This is a genomic window from Psychrobacter sp. Ps7 (assembly GCF_022129225.1).
Taxonomy (GTDB): domain Bacteria; phylum Pseudomonadota; class Gammaproteobacteria; order Pseudomonadales; family Moraxellaceae; genus Psychrobacter; species Psychrobacter immobilis_A.
In genome coordinates this window covers 1-16,987 of record NZ_JADQAH010000027.1, presented here as the reverse complement: position 1 = coordinate 16,987, position 16,987 = coordinate 1, and the positions used below count along the sequence as shown (strand labels likewise).

The following is a 16,987-nucleotide window of genomic DNA, read 5'->3' as shown; positions in this document are numbered from 1 at the left end:
TGCTTAATCGCTAATCCTGACACTTTAAATTATTAACTGTTTAGCGTCACGTTGCCCTTAGAGGATTATTATTCCATGATTTTTTGAGGGTAAAACGTTATTTTTATCTCCATTTACTTTATTCCAATTTATTCTAACCATGGCAATTATTATGAATGACGATACCACTTTGAATACGGATAACCTTAGTACAGAAAAAGAGCAGTTTGAACAAGCTGCCTTACATTATCATGAGTTCCCACGTCCAGGTAAAATCTCTGTCACCCCTATTAAGCAGTTGGCAAACCAACGTGACTTAGCACTTGCCTATTCACCAGGTGTGGCAGTTCCTTGTCTTGAGATTCAAAGAGATCCGACGTTAGCGGCTAAATATACCGCCCGTAGCAACTTGGTTGGTGTTATCACCAACGGTACAGCGGTACTGGGTCTAGGTAATATCGGGCCATTGGCATCGAAGCCTGTAATGGAAGGTAAAGGGGTTTTATTCAAAAAATTCGCAGGTATCGACGTTTTTGATATTGAAATTGCGCAAAATGATCCAGATAAATTCATCGAAGCCGTTGCTTCTCTTGAGCCTACTTTCGGTGGCATCAATCTAGAAGACATCAAAGCACCAGAATGTTTCAAAATTGAGCGCGAATTACGTAAGCGCATGAACATTCCAGTATTTCATGATGACCAACATGGTACTTCAATCATTGTTGCAGCAGCGATGCTCAACGCGCTATTGATTACTGGCAAAAAAATCGAAGAGATTAAAATCGTCTGTTCAGGTGCCGGTGCCGCCGCCATTTCTTGTTTAGATATTATTTGCGCACTTGGTGTAAACAAAAATAATATCTTTGTTTCAGATTCACGCGGTATCATTACGACTATCCGTGAAAATCTTGACGAAACCAAACAGCGCTATGCGCGTGAGACGACTGCGACCACTATCGACGAAGTGATGGATGATGTCGATATGTTCCTTGGTCTATCGATGCCTGGTACGTTATCTGAAGATATGGTTCGCCGTATGGCAAAAGACCCTATCGTCTTTGCACTTGCTAACCCAACGCCTGAGATCATGCCAGAATTGGCGCACGCCGTACGTCCAGATGTCATCATGGCAACGGGTCGCTCAGACTATCCAAACCAAGTAAACAACGCTTTATGCTTCCCTTATATCTTCCGCGGCGCATTAGATGTTGGTGCCACGACTGTTAACGAAGAGATGAAAGTTGCTTGTGTAAGAGCTATCGCTGCGATGGCACACGTTGAAGCAACGCCGACCACCAGCGCTAGAAACATTGAAAAAATGCAAAGTTTCGGTCGTGATTACTTGATTCCAGGACCTTTAGAGCCAAACCTAATCATCGAGATCGCGTCTGCGGTCGCTCAAGCTGCGATGGACTCAGGCGTTGCAACCTTACCTATCGCTGATATGCAAGCTTATCGTCAGCGTCTGTCTGAGTTTGTCTATAACTCTGCATTCGTGATGAAACCAATCTTTGCTCGCGCTAAAGCCGATCCAAAACGCATCGTTTACTGTGAAGGTGAAGACAATAATATCTTACTTGCTGTGCAAGTGGTCGTTGATGAAAAGCTAGCCCAACCTATTTTAATTGGTCGTCCTTCAGTCATCGAAGCCAATATCGAAAAACTAGGGTTACGTCTAAAAGATGGTGTGAACATCTCTATCGTCAATATCGATGACGATCCTCGTTATAAAGACTACTGGCAGGGTTACTACGAGAAGAACAAACGTCTTGGTGTGAGTATTGAACTTGCTCGCCGTGATGTTCGTCGTAAGACCACATTGATTGGCTCACTATTGGTCGAAAATGGCGCTGCAGATGGTATGGTATGTGGTACGTTTAGCCATTATCAGTTGCACTTAAAATATGTACAAAGCGTTATTGGCAAAAAAGAAGGTGTGAATGACTTCTATGCTATGAATGCGGTACTCATGCAAGATCGTAATATTTTCATCGCCGATACTTATATCCACGAAGATCCAACGGCTGAACAATTGGCTGAAATGACTGTCTTGGCGGTTGATCAGTTACGTCGCTTTGGCATTACACCACGTGTCGCACTAGTTTCTCACTCTAACTTTGGCGCTTCAAATCGCACCAGTGCTGTAAAAATGCGCAAGGTCTATGAACTGCTGACAGATATGAATGTAGACTTTGAATTCGACGGCGAGATGCAAGGTGACGCCGCGTTGAATGAACATATTCGTTTAAACAACATGCCATCAAGTCCGTTGAAAGGTGCTGCAAATCTGCTCATCTTGCCAACACTTGACGCCTCAAATATTGCCTTTAACCTACTCAAGACAGCAACTGGTAGCGCCTCTATTGGTCCTATTTTATTAGGTACTAGCAAACCGGTACATATTCTCACACCATCAGCAACTGCACGTGGTATCGTCAATATGACTGCTCTTTCCGTTACTGAAGCTCAAGATTTGGCGAGCGAAAATCAGTAATATATCCTGCGCTACCTAGTAGTATGTGTTATCGAGATGGTCTCTGTTATTCATTTATAGAGACCGTCTGCTATACTAAAACCAGTCAATGATATTAAATAGCGTTGACTGGTTTTTTTTGCTTGTTATACATTGGCTAAGACGCAACGTAGCCTTATTCAGTAACAGTCATCACTGGCTCAATAAAAATAAAAGATAGAGGCATTCATGCAAATTTACCTTGTCGGCGGCGCGGTACGCGATCAACTGTTAGCACGTCCTATTAAAGATAAAGATTTTGTCGTCGTTGGTGCAACTGTTGCAGAAATGCTTGATGCAGGATTCCAGCAAGTGGGTGCAGATTTCCCTGTATTTTTGCATCCTAATAGCCATGAAGAATACGCACTGGCACGCACTGAACGCAAAGAAGGCTTGGGGTATAAAGGCTTTAGCGTACATGCCAGTCCTGACGTCAGCTTAAAAGAAGATCTACAACGTCGAGACTTGACGATTAATGCCATGGCGATAGAAGTCACCAGCTTAACTGATGATACGCCTATCAACGGTGACGTCATTGACTATTATGGTGGCATGGCTGATATAGAAAGCAAAATTTTGCGTCATGTATCAGGTGCATTTAGCGAAGACCCTCTACGAGTGCTTCGAACCGCTCGATTCTATAGCCGTTATTATGACCTAGGTTTTATCATTGCTGATGAAACTTTGACTTTGATGCGCCAATTGGTCGACTCTGGAGAGCTTGCGCATTTAAGTGCAGAGCGTATTTGGCAAGAATCTAGCCGTGCAACCATGCAGCTATCGCCGCAGGTATACTGGCAACAACTGTTTGAGATTGGTGCGCTCATAGAATATTTTGCGCCATTACATGAAGCTTGGACTAATACTCAGATACGTGAAACGGTACAGACGGCGCTATATTTCGCAGGGCAAATGAAATTGAACTTGTCACAACGTTGGGCGCTATTAATGAGTAGCCTTAATTCATTTTTATTTACCTCAGAACATACAAATGAAAACGTAAATAAAGTAGCCAATATAAAAGGTATCAATGATATAGGCAACGCCGCTAAGGTACCAAAAACCCATACTCAATTTGCGACTCTCTTCGCTCAGCAAGCCACAAAGCTAAGCACAATAAGCCATTTAAGCGCGGCTGAAAAAATTGACCTCATACAAATTTGCGGCGCTCATAAAGAGCCTGATAAGTTATCGCAGCTATTAGTGACCAGCCACGTGTTGCAATTGGCAACACAGCACCGTCAGATGATGCTAGCGCTGAATAGCTTTCATGCCATTCGTATGCAGGATATTGACTCAGCACTAACAGGCCCTGCGATTGGTGCGGCATTACAACAAGCCAGAATTGAGCACTTGCAAGTACGAAACCAATGTTAAGAAAATTTAAAAAGATGCAGCAACGCGATATCATTGACTCAATTCCTATGCAGCGTATAGGTCGACCTGACGAGATTGCCCATCATGTGTTGTACCTCGTACAGGCCAATTATGTTACTGCTGAGATTATTACTGTTGATGGTGGTCGCAGCCTGACATTGTCTGGTGGTCATATTTGATAGAAAAGCAGAGCATCATAAAAAATATCTTGATTACTACCTATCTTTTACTTGAAAAATTAAAAAATTCAGGTATCATTGTCCGTCTAGCGTTAGGGCCCATAGCTCAGTTGGTTAGAGCAGAGGACTCATAATCCTTTGGTCGTAGGTTCAAGTCCTACTGGGCCCACCATATTTAAACCCTTATAAGCATTGGCTTGTAAGGGTTTTTTATTGCTTAAATTTTATGTAAATACATTGATGTAATTAATTTTTTGATACTATCTTGATACTTTGATCCTTGTAGTAATTAAAGTATGATGACTAATAACACTATGGTTATATACTGCTACATGGGTGATATATGAAAGCTAAACTTACCAAAAAACTTGTTGATTCAGTAGACTATACCGATAAAGGCACTGAAACCTATATGGACGATGTACTAACTGGTTTTGCGCTACGTGTAGGCAAGCAGTCAAAGCGCTATACATTACATAAGCGCATCAATGGAAAGCTGTATAGAGACGAAGTAGAAGAAACGCACTTGATTACGCTAACCGAAGCGCGTGAGAAAGCCAGCATAATGATGGCAAACATAAAAAAAGGTATGCATGTTTATGACGGGCTTCATGAGATCTTGGAAGACACTAAAGATAAGACTAATAATGTACCAACACTGAGAGATGCATATACCTACTTTAAATCAGCAAAGACTAGTTTAGCTAAAGGCACTATTACCACTTATGATCGTCAAATACTAAAGAAGCTGGGAGACTGGCTAGATGTATCCTTAAACGATATATCTAAGTCAATGGTAAGTGATAAGCATAAAGAGATAAGTAAACATAGTGAAGCTCAGGCTAACGCAACTATGAGAGCTCTAAGGTCAGTTTGGAATTATTGCCGTGATAGCTTTTTAGATGATAACGAAGACTTTTTAATTAAAGAGCAACCAGTACGCATACTTAACGCCAAGAAAGATTGGAATATAGTTAAGCCGCGTACTAGACATGTTGAAGAAGAATATTTAGGTATGTACCTCAAAACACTTTTAAATTATGTTGATAGAAGCTCACACATGCAAGCGCCCCATAGCAATAATGCACGAGATATCATGCTGCTTTTTATGTTCACTGGTGTGCGTTTAAATGAAGCACAGCCCTTAAAGTGGTCTGACGTCGACCTTAAAGCTGGCAGAATAGTATTCAAAGATACAAAAAACGGTTCTGATTATCATATGCCTACTAGTGATATTTTACAGGCTCTGCTTAAAGAAAGATTCAGATTAAGCGCTGGCAAGCGATGGGTATTCCCGAGTGACTTGCAAGCCAGCGATGATCATATAAAAGATTTAAGTGGCAGTTACAAAACCATAGGTAATCAAGCAAACTTGTATATTACGCCACATGATTTGCGCCGCACTTTTGGAACGGTAGCTAATCACTCTAGCATCAGCTATCCAGTCCTTAAACGCTTGCTCAATCATCGTGAAGCTAAATCAAGCGATGATGTTACCCTACAGTATATCCAAGTGTCACAGCGGCAATTAAGAGAAGCCTTAAACTCAATAGAGTCTTTCTATTGTCAGCATGCTGGCATGACACAAAGCGATTTTATAAAACAACTTATATAAAGAAATACTTCACTTGTCATATATTTGCATATATAAACCAAACAAACTCTATAGCCTTTAGAATTCCACCAACACCATCAACAGATAACCTAGGTATCTCAATACACCTGATGAAGCGTCATAATTATCCGTCTTAGCCATATTTTTATCAGACCTTTTACGCTTCTTTTCTATGACGCGTACATCGTACCCGTGAAAATTTTGACGCGACCCTATTCTTACTTGCTTATCAATTCTAAGGCTCTTTTTTAGATCAATAACGGCTTGTTTACTTGATGCTCTAATCTGCCATTGGGATGAATCAATAAGCTGACAGCCTACCGCCATGAAATCAAGCAATAGCTGTAATTGCTCTTGCTTGATGCCAAAATGTATTGATGCAGGTTTAAGATTTTGTTTTAAAATAAATATCTTAATAAATAATTTCAACTGGTCGGGATTGTTTATAGACATCTGATACGCTCTATTTAATGCTCTAATTAACGTTGCCTGATTTTCACTACCTCTAGGTCTACCTAATAACAACCTATCATCATCAAATATCTTTCTAGCGCGATGATACATAGACTGAGCTTCAGTCAGATTTATGCCATGTCTAATAGCAGTCTCAGGTAACATCTCATCTCGAGAGTTTATGCTTAACTTCTGCAATTCCTCCAGAAAACCTATGACGTCTGCATATTTAGGATGAATGAAAATTGAATTTATATTCGACTCATTAAATCCATTTAAGTTACGGTTTAACAGTTGCTGGATAGCATTGCTATTAGGTTCATCTATATTCTTAAATAATGGAGTTCTATTAACAGCTATTTTTTTAAGAAAGTATGATCTTATCTTATCTAACTGCACCGTCTTTGTCGTTGCATCATAGGCAGTTTTGTCTTGCCTATAAATGATAGAGTAATCTAGTCCTGTTATTAGCTCTAAAACTGTTATAGGTAGCTCCAAGCAAGCGTTACTCAGCCGCTCCCCTGCCAGCAGATGAGCAGTATGAATATAATGCTCGAAGGTTGTGTCGCACGTTAAATGCCCTGCCAAGCTAGCTAGCCCAAACCAAGTGCCTTGATACTTGTGATAGCCAAGGATACCTTCAATAACTCTCCCACACTGCTCATTATCATAATCAGTCATTACCTGTGCCAATGGCGAATTACTTAATACTAACGCCTGCTGACTAATAGCTGTATGCCGAAAGCTATGAAATGTGAAGTCGTGCTCTCCTAGCAATCTATCCCAAATTAACTTCATGAGATTACTAAAAACCACACTGGGTAACGGCTGATCACCTGAACCTTGAGAAAACAAGTAACGACGCTTCAATCTTTTCTGCTGACGATATAACTGAGTAAATTGTTTTAGCTCGTCTTTCTTAAGTAGGCAGTTAACCGCTATAAGGCGACTTGCGCTGCTACTTTTCAATCTCCGATAGCGATTTGGTCTTAGCCATATTTGTGGCTGCTCTATTCTTTGTCCATGCTCATCAGTATAGATATCTGCTATATCACCGACTTTAATACCGATAAGTTCTTTAATTCGCATTCCTGTTCGGTATGCAAGACTCAAGATTAGTAAACATAATCTTTTTTGCTCAAGGTCTAGCTCTGAGTTAACTATATATTCTTTCATCGCATGATATATCCGAGGCGATATCATGTTCGCATTTACCACTTGGCGTTTATTACCCCACGGGAAATACACATATGGAGCATCGTAGTGTGTTCGCTGATAATCATGAAAAGCTCGTAGTCTGCCGTAAGTAAATTTTTGAGTATCTTTGAGCTTATCCAGATATGAAACTTTATTTTTGCTTAGATGCTCATTATTCAAGACATTGAGACTACCTTGACTTAACACATCGTCTGCACAGCCAACTAAATCATCATCCGTATCTAGATTGCCTTCACCAAAGCCTGAGTCTTTGTGCAAAATAGAATGCTTTCTTCCATCCTTAATCTTACTTTGAATAATCTCCTCATATACAGCTTCAAAGTCTTCATCAGACCATTCATCAAGCTCCTCATCCATTGTTAGCATCAGCCAATCCCGACCAATACATCCCAGATATTTACTGATGGTATCTAACCTGTTATTGCTATCATTCAATAAGCTCTTTACCCATCCTAAAAGACGCATGGCGTTGGGTTGGGTTAACTCCTGCTGTAACAGCTCTACTTGTATAATAGCGGATGCTTTACTACCTTTAAGGGCATCTTGAACCTCTTTAATAAGATTCTTACTAAAGCTTGGATAATCTCTACTATTGGTGCTTTTTTTGTCTGATCCCGAATAACTTGCTACAAACAACTCTGACCAAGTAAGCGGCTGTGGGTTTGATTTAAACACCTCTTGATTATAATTAATAAGCTTATTTGTAGTTAAGCCCGTCGTTTTAATCCTGCCCTGTCTAACAATAGCCAGCGCAGTGTCTATATCGCCCCCTTTCATCTGCCGCCAATGATAGTCAGCGTATTTTATTAATTGTGATAAATGTGGTTTACTTTTATCTTTATTCTGTAGTTTTAGCTTCTTACAAATCTCATTAATAATGGTTTCAAACGATTTCACACCTTCTTTTTTTAACTTTTTATCTTTTAGCGCATATAAAAAGCAAAGTGTCATATCGTCAGGTATGTACTCGACATAGCGCTGTAAGCTTGTATCAGATATATCCCCTGAAGTATGACCTTGCGTATGAGAACAACCGTAATTGTCATCATCAATACTTAGCAAGATTAGCGCCAAACTCTCATGGTCGATACCTGAACCTGGTAACTCATCAGTTGCTGGTACCTGCAATTGGTATATCTCACGTTCGCCTAGGAGCCATTGATAAAGTGCTTTTAACACATCTATGTCATCTAATCCCCCGTACATCACGCTACAGTAGAGCGCCGACTCAATAAAATCATTGTTTGAGAACCTTTTTTTTCGTTGCCATATTTCAATCATCTGCTGGCTAGCATGACTCACTTGAGTGCCATTCACCATCCAATCATAAGATATTGTTAAATTATCGCGCTCTGCTATGACTGGCACAACTGGTTCATCTAGATTCAGTTCATGAGCTTTGTTATAACTCCGTATATATTCTAAAAACCCTTGTCTGGCTAGATAATAGGTATGCGCAGTATCAAAATGCATTTCAAGTACACTATCGATAGCTTGATAATATTCAGTTAGATCTGTCCCTGTGGGTATGTGATTGTCATCAACATACGAAGCTATCAAAACCTTAGCCTCATTTTTGATAGCTTCATGACTTTTACTTTTATTTTCTTCTCTTAACTGATGGGCAACCGCATTATCCATATATATTCACCTTAACTTGTCGTAGGTTAAGCCGAATAGCAACTTTATCTAAGTCAGCGGATAATTCTTTTAGCTCATTAATGGATAATGACGACATTGGATGCATAGCTTCCTGATCGGGATGTTCATGACCATATAAAGCGCAGATCAAATGCTCAGGAGACCTATTCGTTAGTAGTGAACGTAATTGATGTCTTAGCCAATTATCTTGGTGACTAAAAAAATGTTTTATCTGATAGCGAACCTTACTAGGCGTAATACCGGCAAACCCTTTGGGATTTTGACTAAATAGCTGAATGAGTGGCTGACTAGAGTTGAAAACGTTATTTATAGGAAATTGATCATTGGGATATATAGAATTATGCATGACCGCAAATTGCTTGATATATTCAATATAATTCTGAATAGCTGTGATTAAGAAATCACTAAGAGGAATAAGCCTTCCCTGCCCTTGTCCATGACGCTCTTCTTTATCCGACACCCATAACAGCCGCTGCCTAAAATCAAATTGATTTAAAAGCCCAGGCGCATGCTTTACAGGTCTAATCCCAGTCTGAATAAAGATGATGTGCCATAGCCAGACACTATAAGCATTAAACTGCTCAATATAACGGTCCTGCCTTATGCTTACGTTCCGCTTTAATCGACCGTTATAACTCTCAGCTGCCTCAGCAAGCTCATCAAAAAACTTTTGACAGATATCAGTATTCAAAGTCATGTCACTACCGATATATTTTTTATATCGATTGCTTTTGGTGCTAGACATACTAAGCTGTCGCAGCTCACCTTGGCTGTCTGCAGTACAGTATTCAGTCAATAGCTGTATAGCGCTGTAGTAGGTCCTCTCTAAGCTTATCGTCTCAATACTGGTGTAATACAAGGGCGAGCTGTGTTTCACGTCAACCCCAGTAATCATGTCGGCATGTAATGGCTCTTGCAGCTCATTCTTTATAACTGTATATAAACAAGCGTCAATATGCTGATTTGATAACACTGGTAGCTCTAGTTGCGTTTTTAAGCTTGCCAGCACTTCAGATACTTCATCACTATCCACCAAAAACTTATTTTCAATAACTGCTTGTAGCCTAGCTGGCAGAGGTAATTTAAATTCATTATCATGGCTTTGACGATGCGGTAATAAGTGGCTCCTACGATTCGAAGTTACGTTAATAGTATTACTCATAGCATAACTATCAGCAGCCGAACCGTTATCATGACTCAACCACTTGCGCTGACTTTTATCCAGTTCTAACTCATAAATTACGTCTTGGATCTTCCGACCACTTAATAGTGATAGTAATATGACCGCATAAACCTGACGCTGCTTATAACTGACAATAATAAAAAGCTGCCACACCCGAGCAAATAGCACTTGATAGCTTAGTAGGCTTAGTTGACGTAGGTTGGTAGGAAAATAAAACTGATTACGGCGGGCATGTCGATAATTATTTTTTAGCTTCCATTGCTGTAGTTCTGAAGATTTAGCGGTTGTACTGGAGGGTTTAAAATCATTGTCTAGGAGCGCAGGCGGGTCATCATCAGCAATATTTTCAGCGTCCGCCACGTTATCATTTTTATGGGGTCTGCCAAATATTGTGACTCGTATTGGCTCATCATCACTATCTAGGTATCGCTTATTAGCGTGTTCTTTATTAAGATCATTGTTTTGTGAATTGCTATAGGTTTTACCTACAAACGCTTTGTTCTCTGCAACCACTTCATAAGCAAGTCTGATCTGGCTAATTTTACCAGCCAGCTTTTTATTAACGATCCTGCCTAACTTTTCATCATTTCCGATTTGGGCTTCGTATTGACGTAACGCCGCTAATACATCTGTGAGTGAAGCATGTTGAGCATGAATACTAATCAATTTTTTAACAATCTCAGATTGTGGGTTATTGTCCTTTAAACCCATCCTTAGACGCACACTTAGCTGATTGACTTTGGCGGAGTGGTCATCTTTACGTATAGCGATCATAATGATGACTTGCAGATATGCACTCATAAACTGCCATGCTTCATTATCAATATGTGCTTGACCATACTTCTGGTAAAACAAGACCAGCATATAAGTGACTGCCCAATCCTCAATCTTTTTTCCCTTGATGACTGTCCTGACGATAGTTTCACATTCAGACGATGTAAATACTGGCATAACTAGGCTGGCATGTTCACCAACGCAAAGACAAAAGCTAGGTTTAATCTGAATAAGATTAATAATTAGATTTTGCACTTTTATATAGTGCGGTGAATCAAGTGGTACTAGCTGATCTAGAACCATTTTTAATTCGTTGTTATCAAATTTCTTTATATTCATTAGGGTACATCACTCAGCCAGTTCATATTTTGAGGGATACCTATAACACGCTCTTCTAGTTCAAATTTACATTGCATATATTCATAACTACTTTGACTAATGCCTGCAAAACGGCAATAGCCTTTTATAGTCAGATATCTAATGCCCATTAGTTGGCATATGACGCTTCGAGGTGCCGTACCTTTAAGTGCTTTAAATAAATCAGGATGGTGCGCATCTTTCAAGAAAATCAAATCTATAACCTCCATCCATGCCAGCTGCTGAATATCTTTAATACTTTCAGGCGTAATTAAACACGGATAATCACTATTGACCTTTGCTGTCAAATCCGTAGACATTAACTTGGGAGATTATAATTTTAAAAAATTTTGATCTGATATTTATTTTTATTAAGTTATAGTTTTAAAATTAACATCGATAGCGAAGAAGGATTCACTGCTAGAGTAGACCAAATATTAATTTAAACTATAACTTATTAGGTGGCACACACCCCAATACTATGGTGTCCAAAATATAAATAACATCTCCATATGCCACGGATTTATTTTAGTCTAATGATTTGAAAACTCTTATATACTATTGTTTGTATAGCTTAGAAGACCGAGATATGAAATTCATTTTTCTCAGGTGTTGTTGTTAATATCGGGGTTTGATATAGCAGTTGATATTCGAGTCATTGTAGCAACCAATGAAGACTTACAAGCAGCAGTCGCGCAAGGTAAGTTTCGCCAAGACCTATATTATAGACTGAGTACCTTTCCTATCCATCTGCCTCCTTTGAGAGAACGTAAACAAGACATATTGTTATTGGCTAAATTTTTTCTACAAAAATATGCTGCTATGTATCAAAAAAATATTCAGGGATTTACCGATCAAGCTCGAGAGCATCTCAGCTTACATACGTGGCCAGGTAATATACGTGAACTTCAAAACGTCACCGAACGCGCGGTCATCCTGAATGAAGGTCATAACTGGATTGATGTGAGCGATCTACTACTACCAAGTATTAAAGAAGATATTAGTGAAAGCGAGCAAAAACTTAAGATATCTGCCACCAGTGGTAGCTTACAGCTCGTGGATGATAAGATCGCTAATTGTGCACTTGAAAACCTGTTTTATGAAGGTTTTGATCTAGAACACTTTAATGACAAAATCATTCAAGCAGCTTTAAGTAAATGTGATGGTAATGTCTCTAAAGCTGCCCGTCTACTTAATATCAGTCGGGCCAAGCTTGATTATCGGCTGAGTAGGTCCAGTCAAAGTAGTACGTGACAGCAGTTTTTTAATTGACGGTTTTTATTTTGGAGATATCAAGCCTGAACCTGGTGCAGTATATCTCAGACTATTATCAGTAAATGATCTATAGAAAGTACTCCGGTATTATTAATGTAGTGATATGAATATTAAGTCTATATAAAAAAAGCCCTTAATAAGTGTGGTTAAAAGTCACTTCTTAAGGGCTTTGAACGTATCCACTCTAACTAAATAAGAGTATAAAGCTTAATTTTTACTCATAAATAAGATGAAGCCTGATAACACAGCTCTTCCTTCTCAGGTGTGAATGTCATGAATTTCTCAGGGTATAGCATTATCAGTAAGAGGTTTATGGAAATTAAAGCAATCGGCTTGATTATACAAAAAAACCACTAGTCATTTGCTGGTATGTTTTAGCGGGTTCTTACTATCTTTAGAAACATTCAGGTGGCTTGATTGATATTGGAGTTTGAAAAACGCTATTATGATAATCTTAATCAGTTAAGACTAGTAACCTAACTTAAATAAATAGCCTCCGATATACTCGGGGCGGTTCACATATAAAGGTATGAATAAATGCAAGGTAGGATAACTAGCTATGATCGTAAAAATAATTCAGGATGCTTAGAAGCAAGTAATGGTGAAAAATATATATTTAGTGGTTATAGCTGGTCTGAACAAAATCTGCCAGTGCCTAAAGATGAAGTAGAGTTCACTTTTTCTAGAACAGGAAGCATAGACGAGATGTTCTACAGAAATAAAACGATATATAACCAAGAGTTGACTAATCCTGCTGCTACTCCAGAATCATTAAGACCTCATACTAATAACTCAACTAGCCCGATTGATATAGAACACCTAAAATCAGCGGAATATGAAAAATATCAGGTCGAAAATAAATACGGCTTTATCAGCTGGGTATTAAAAGCACTCAAAAACTTTGCCGACTTTAGGGGCCGTGCAAGAAGAAAAGAGTATTGGTATTTTTATTTAGCTACCATTATTTTAATTCAAATATCTAGAATAATCATATATATAATAAATTTAGAATATATAAGCTATGAAAGCGCATTACCTCTTCTTAGTTTTATAGCTATTATCAATTTAATGCTACTTATCCCAATTTGTGCTGTTGGAACAAGACGTTTGCATGATATTGGAAGATCAGGGTGGTGGCAATTACTATGGTTTATCCCAGTTATAGGTTGGATAGTTATACTATTCTTTCTCTGTAAAAACACTTCTCCACAAAACAATAAATGGGGTCCACCAGCTAAGGTGACTAGGCTTTTATAAGAAATGCAAAGTAAAATAAAATTCTTCGAGAATTAAAATATGTTTTCAAAAGCCAAAACCAATTTTGACATCCTATTGTTGCAGATGCTACTACTATTAGCGTCATCATTATCCAATGCTTCTGATATTAATTTTCAAAAATACTCTATTCCTAATCTCGGAGAAATTTCAATTCCGTTAAGTATGGAGCTTCAAGGAGGAAGATATAAAGAACTTAATAACGAGGTTTTGGAAATAATTAATGCTAGAGCAGACTTAGGATTATCAAAAGATGGCCGCTATGTGTTTCAGCAGAAAGGCTTGAATAGCTTCGATAAAAATGGATTTAATACTTATGCTAGAATAATTATTCATACAACATTAGGTAATTACTCTGAATACGCATCTTTGAAAGATCCTTATGCTCTTACAGCCTTTGAACGTAACCAACTAAGCAAACAACTACGTACCCAAACAACTCAATCTTTAGCTAAAATTAATATCAAAATAATACGCTGGTACGGTATTAACCCTGTGAAAATAAACGACCAAAACGCTTTAGAAATAAGTTACTTACGGCAATTAGGCAATAACCCTTATGTTGCTGTTAGAGCGTATTATTTTGAGAATAATGATAGGGAACACCTTGTCACCGTATCTTATAGATTGAGTGATGAAAAAGTATGGAAGCCTTTGTTTATTAAGTCTCTAAAGAGCTTAAAAATAATTAATAGATAGTTCGTAACCAACATTCTCATAGCTTGGATTAAGGCCTTAAAACAGAAAAAATTAAAACCTTTGGAACTCAGTAAAAGAGTCATACTTTTCGAGCTGATCATAATTAACAGATGATTTCGTTTTGCGAAGCACTTCCGTTAAATGTTCATGACCAATTTTACTATTTTCTTTCAGGGCAAGTTTGGCCGCTTCATTGACCATATAATTAATATCACTGGAAGTATAATGCGCCATCAACATGGCTATAGAGTCAAGATCCAAACCACTATCTATAGGTCGTCCTTTCAAGAGAATCTTCAGCATCTCTTTACGAGTATCAAAGTCAGGCAGAGGTATATAAACCGCTTTATCAACTCTACCAGTTCTTAGAATCGCTTTGTCTATTGCATCAGGCCTATTTGTAGCCATAATGGTAAGAATGCCTTTCTCACTACATTCTGTGAGCTGAGCGAGAAATTCATTAACTTCTGAAGAATAGTGTTGACCCATATGTGCACTATCACGACTTGGCATTACTGCATCAACCTCATCAATAAATATCACCGAAGGTGCCTTAAGGCTGGCTTCTAAAAATAGCTTGCCAATCTTTTCTTGAGTACCATGTACATAAGTGCTGGCCAAGTCAGAAGGTTTAATTTCAAAGAATGTATAACCCAATTCAGCAGCAAGTTGTTTTGCTATAAAAGTTTTGCCACAGCCAGGAGGACCATAAAACAATAAGCCGTTAAGTGGCTTAATCCCATATTCTTTATAAGTCTGCTTATTTTTTAAAGGCTCAATGATATCAGTGATTAATAGCGACTTGAGGTCCATCATCCCTGCTACTTTGCTTAGACCGACATGAGCACTCTTATAATGAGAATCTTCTGATACCTTAAGCTTGATGTTTCTTGTTTCACTATTAGGTAGCTGAATATCTTCATAATAAGGAAACTCATAGTACTGCTTTATAAATAAGTCTAACTTCTTGCTAAACTCGTTTACCCCTATATTATTTAAAGCTTGAAAAACAATACTTTTTAAATCGTCCGGTATGTGCTGAGAGTAAAATGTTGATTGACTTAGAGGGTTTGAATCTCGGTAAGAAAAGACCTGATACTCTACTGCTTTGTAAGTAGCTGTCCATTCAATATCATACTGCCAAGGTAAAAAACCAAACAGACACCTATACAGCAAAGTTGCTAGTGAATAGTTCGTATTATGTTCCTCATCCCTACTTCGATAAGCCAATGAGTAGCGAGGTATAGATGACTCTGTGTGTTTTATATAGCGGGTTAAATCTAAAGGGAATATGCATACACTCCCCTTTTCATCTAAGTAGTTTATAAAGATATCATTTGGAGTTAAAACCTGAGTAGAAGACATGCCAGCATTTGATAGTACATCAAAGCTTGCTCTTATCATTTTGCACGCATCATATACAGCTATACTAATTTCTCTATCTAATCGCTGTTTTAAAGACTCCCCATGAACGAAATCATGTATAAAGTAATACTGGAATTGACCTTCTACGCGTAAAGCTTGCAACTCAGAGCAGGTCAGAATACTTTGGTGGCTATTTTTATTTATCAAGTATAGTGCTTCTTTTAGAGCTTCCACCTCCAAAATAGACGTACACTCAGACTTAATGAGCTTAAGATACTTAAGCTCATTTTTATTGGTTTTAACTCTATATGTTTCAGTTATCTCATCTTCATATAGAAAAAAGTCTACGTAATACTTACTATCAATCAAATCGCCACGAATAAATGCTGAATTAGTCATCTCATTACTTACGCAGCAGACTAGTGTCAACGTTATTCATTTCAGCCCTACTTTCAGGTTTCATTAGCCCCATAATGGTGACAACAGCATCTTGCAACTGGTCAAGAGAAGGGCTTGTTTGCAATAAGCGTTTCGCATGTTGGATACCTCTAAACGCAGCATCACGATCAGTCCACTGAATATCGTCAAACCCATAATCCATATACTCTAGCATACCAACCCAGAAAGCAGGATCTTGACGATGTAAGCTAAATGCAGCACTTCTAACTTCTTCTGTAAGTTTTGCAGCACTTTGTGCATCTTGTTTGGATATAATCTGGCGGGCTTGTGCTTCAAACTCAGTTAATAAACCACTAAACTGAGCATTCCCTTTTTCATTATTAATCTCACGCAAATCTTCAATAGCATCTTCAAGATCAAGCTCTGCTTTAGGCCAAGCTCCTTGTTCTTGATATTCGTCTAATTCAATTAATGTTTTAGTCAAACTTGTTTTAACTTTCTCTTTGGTATCACGATCATCACTACGCTCATCAAGTAATCGCTCGGCATCATCAAGCTCTTGCACTCTCTTATCGGCATCTTTATTACCTGAATATGATAATTTCTGCGCTGAGCTATGCTGAATAAACCGTACAACTAAACTTGGTAAACTAAGCGTATTAACC

The 16,987-nt window shown here is 38.4% G+C and carries 11 protein-coding genes, 1 tRNA gene and 1 pseudogene; 8 read left to right on the top strand and 5 right to left on the bottom strand.

Annotated elements, in window-relative coordinates; genetic code table 11:
• Positions 1-151: 151 nt before the first annotated feature.
• From I3257_RS09735 to I3257_RS09715, 5 genes are all read left to right on the top strand, one after another.
• Positions 152-2,473: an NADP-dependent malic enzyme gene (locus I3257_RS09735; protein WP_060491229.1), complete on the top strand. Its 2,322-nt coding sequence runs from the start codon at positions 152-154 to the stop codon at positions 2,471-2,473.
• Between the two features lie 207 nt (positions 2,474-2,680).
• Entirely contained in the window at positions 2,681-3,868 is a 1,188-nt protein-coding gene (locus tag I3257_RS09730) for a tRNA nucleotidyltransferase (protein ID WP_238049620.1), read from the top strand.
• Between the two features lie 14 nt (positions 3,869-3,882).
• Positions 3,883-4,047: an SDR family oxidoreductase gene (locus tag I3257_RS09725; protein WP_238049618.1), complete on the top strand. Its 165-nt coding sequence runs from the start codon at positions 3,883-3,885 to the stop codon at positions 4,045-4,047.
• A gap of 95 nt (positions 4,048-4,142) precedes the next feature.
• Positions 4,143-4,219, top strand: a tRNA-Ile gene (locus I3257_RS09720).
• Between the two features lie 171 nt (positions 4,220-4,390).
• A complete protein-coding gene (locus I3257_RS09715; RefSeq protein WP_218689752.1) occupies positions 4,391-5,662 on the top strand; it encodes a tyrosine-type recombinase/integrase in 1,272 nt (423 codons plus the stop codon).
• Between the two features lie 57 nt (positions 5,663-5,719).
• Here the strand turns inward: I3257_RS09715 and I3257_RS09710 are convergent, their stop codons facing one another.
• From I3257_RS09710 to I3257_RS09700, 3 genes are read right to left on the bottom strand one after another with little or no spacing between them, the layout of a single operon-like run.
• Positions 5,720-8,974: a site-specific integrase gene (locus I3257_RS09710; protein ID WP_218690662.1), complete on the bottom strand. Its 3,255-nt coding sequence runs from the start codon at positions 8,972-8,974 to the stop codon at positions 5,720-5,722.
• Positions 8,967-11,291, bottom strand: coding sequence for a hypothetical protein (locus tag I3257_RS09705; RefSeq protein ID WP_218690661.1), 2,325 nt, complete (start codon positions 11,289-11,291; stop codon positions 8,967-8,969). The genes I3257_RS09710 and I3257_RS09705 overlap by 8 nt, the downstream gene beginning before the upstream one ends.
• The gene (locus tag I3257_RS09700; RefSeq protein WP_238049616.1) at positions 11,291-11,617 is read right to left on the bottom strand and encodes a hypothetical protein; all 327 of its coding nucleotides are present in this window, start codon (positions 11,615-11,617) and stop codon (positions 11,291-11,293) included. The genes I3257_RS09705 and I3257_RS09700 overlap by 1 nt, the downstream gene beginning before the upstream one ends.
• Before the next feature lie 307 nt (positions 11,618-11,924).
• Here I3257_RS09700 and I3257_RS09695 point away from each other — a divergent pair, with 307 nt between their 5' ends.
• The 3 genes from I3257_RS09695 (at position 11,925) to I3257_RS09685 (ending at position 14,558) form a co-directional block, all read left to right on the top strand.
• Positions 11,925-12,563, top strand: coding sequence for a helix-turn-helix domain-containing protein (locus I3257_RS09695; protein ID WP_238049614.1), 639 nt, complete (start codon positions 11,925-11,927; stop codon positions 12,561-12,563).
• 558 nt (positions 12,564-13,121) lie between these two features.
• Positions 13,122-13,841, top strand: coding sequence for a DUF805 domain-containing protein (locus I3257_RS09690; protein ID WP_238049612.1), 720 nt, complete (start codon positions 13,122-13,124; stop codon positions 13,839-13,841).
• Positions 13,842-13,880: 39 nt separating this feature from the next.
• Complete coding sequence (locus I3257_RS09685; RefSeq protein ID WP_238049610.1) at positions 13,881-14,558, top strand: hypothetical protein; 678 nt, start codon at positions 13,881-13,883, stop codon at positions 14,556-14,558.
• Between the two features lie 51 nt (positions 14,559-14,609).
• On the opposite strand, the gene I3257_RS09680 is transcribed toward I3257_RS09685, so the two are convergent.
• Together I3257_RS09680 and I3257_RS09675 are read right to left on the bottom strand one after the other, a co-directional pair.
• Complete coding sequence (locus tag I3257_RS09680; protein WP_238049608.1) at positions 14,610-16,322, bottom strand: AAA family ATPase; 1,713 nt, start codon at positions 16,320-16,322, stop codon at positions 14,610-14,612.
• Positions 16,323-16,326: 4 nt separating this feature from the next.
• A pseudogene (locus tag I3257_RS09675) lies at positions 16,327-16,987 on the bottom strand (hypothetical protein); the annotation flags it as partial.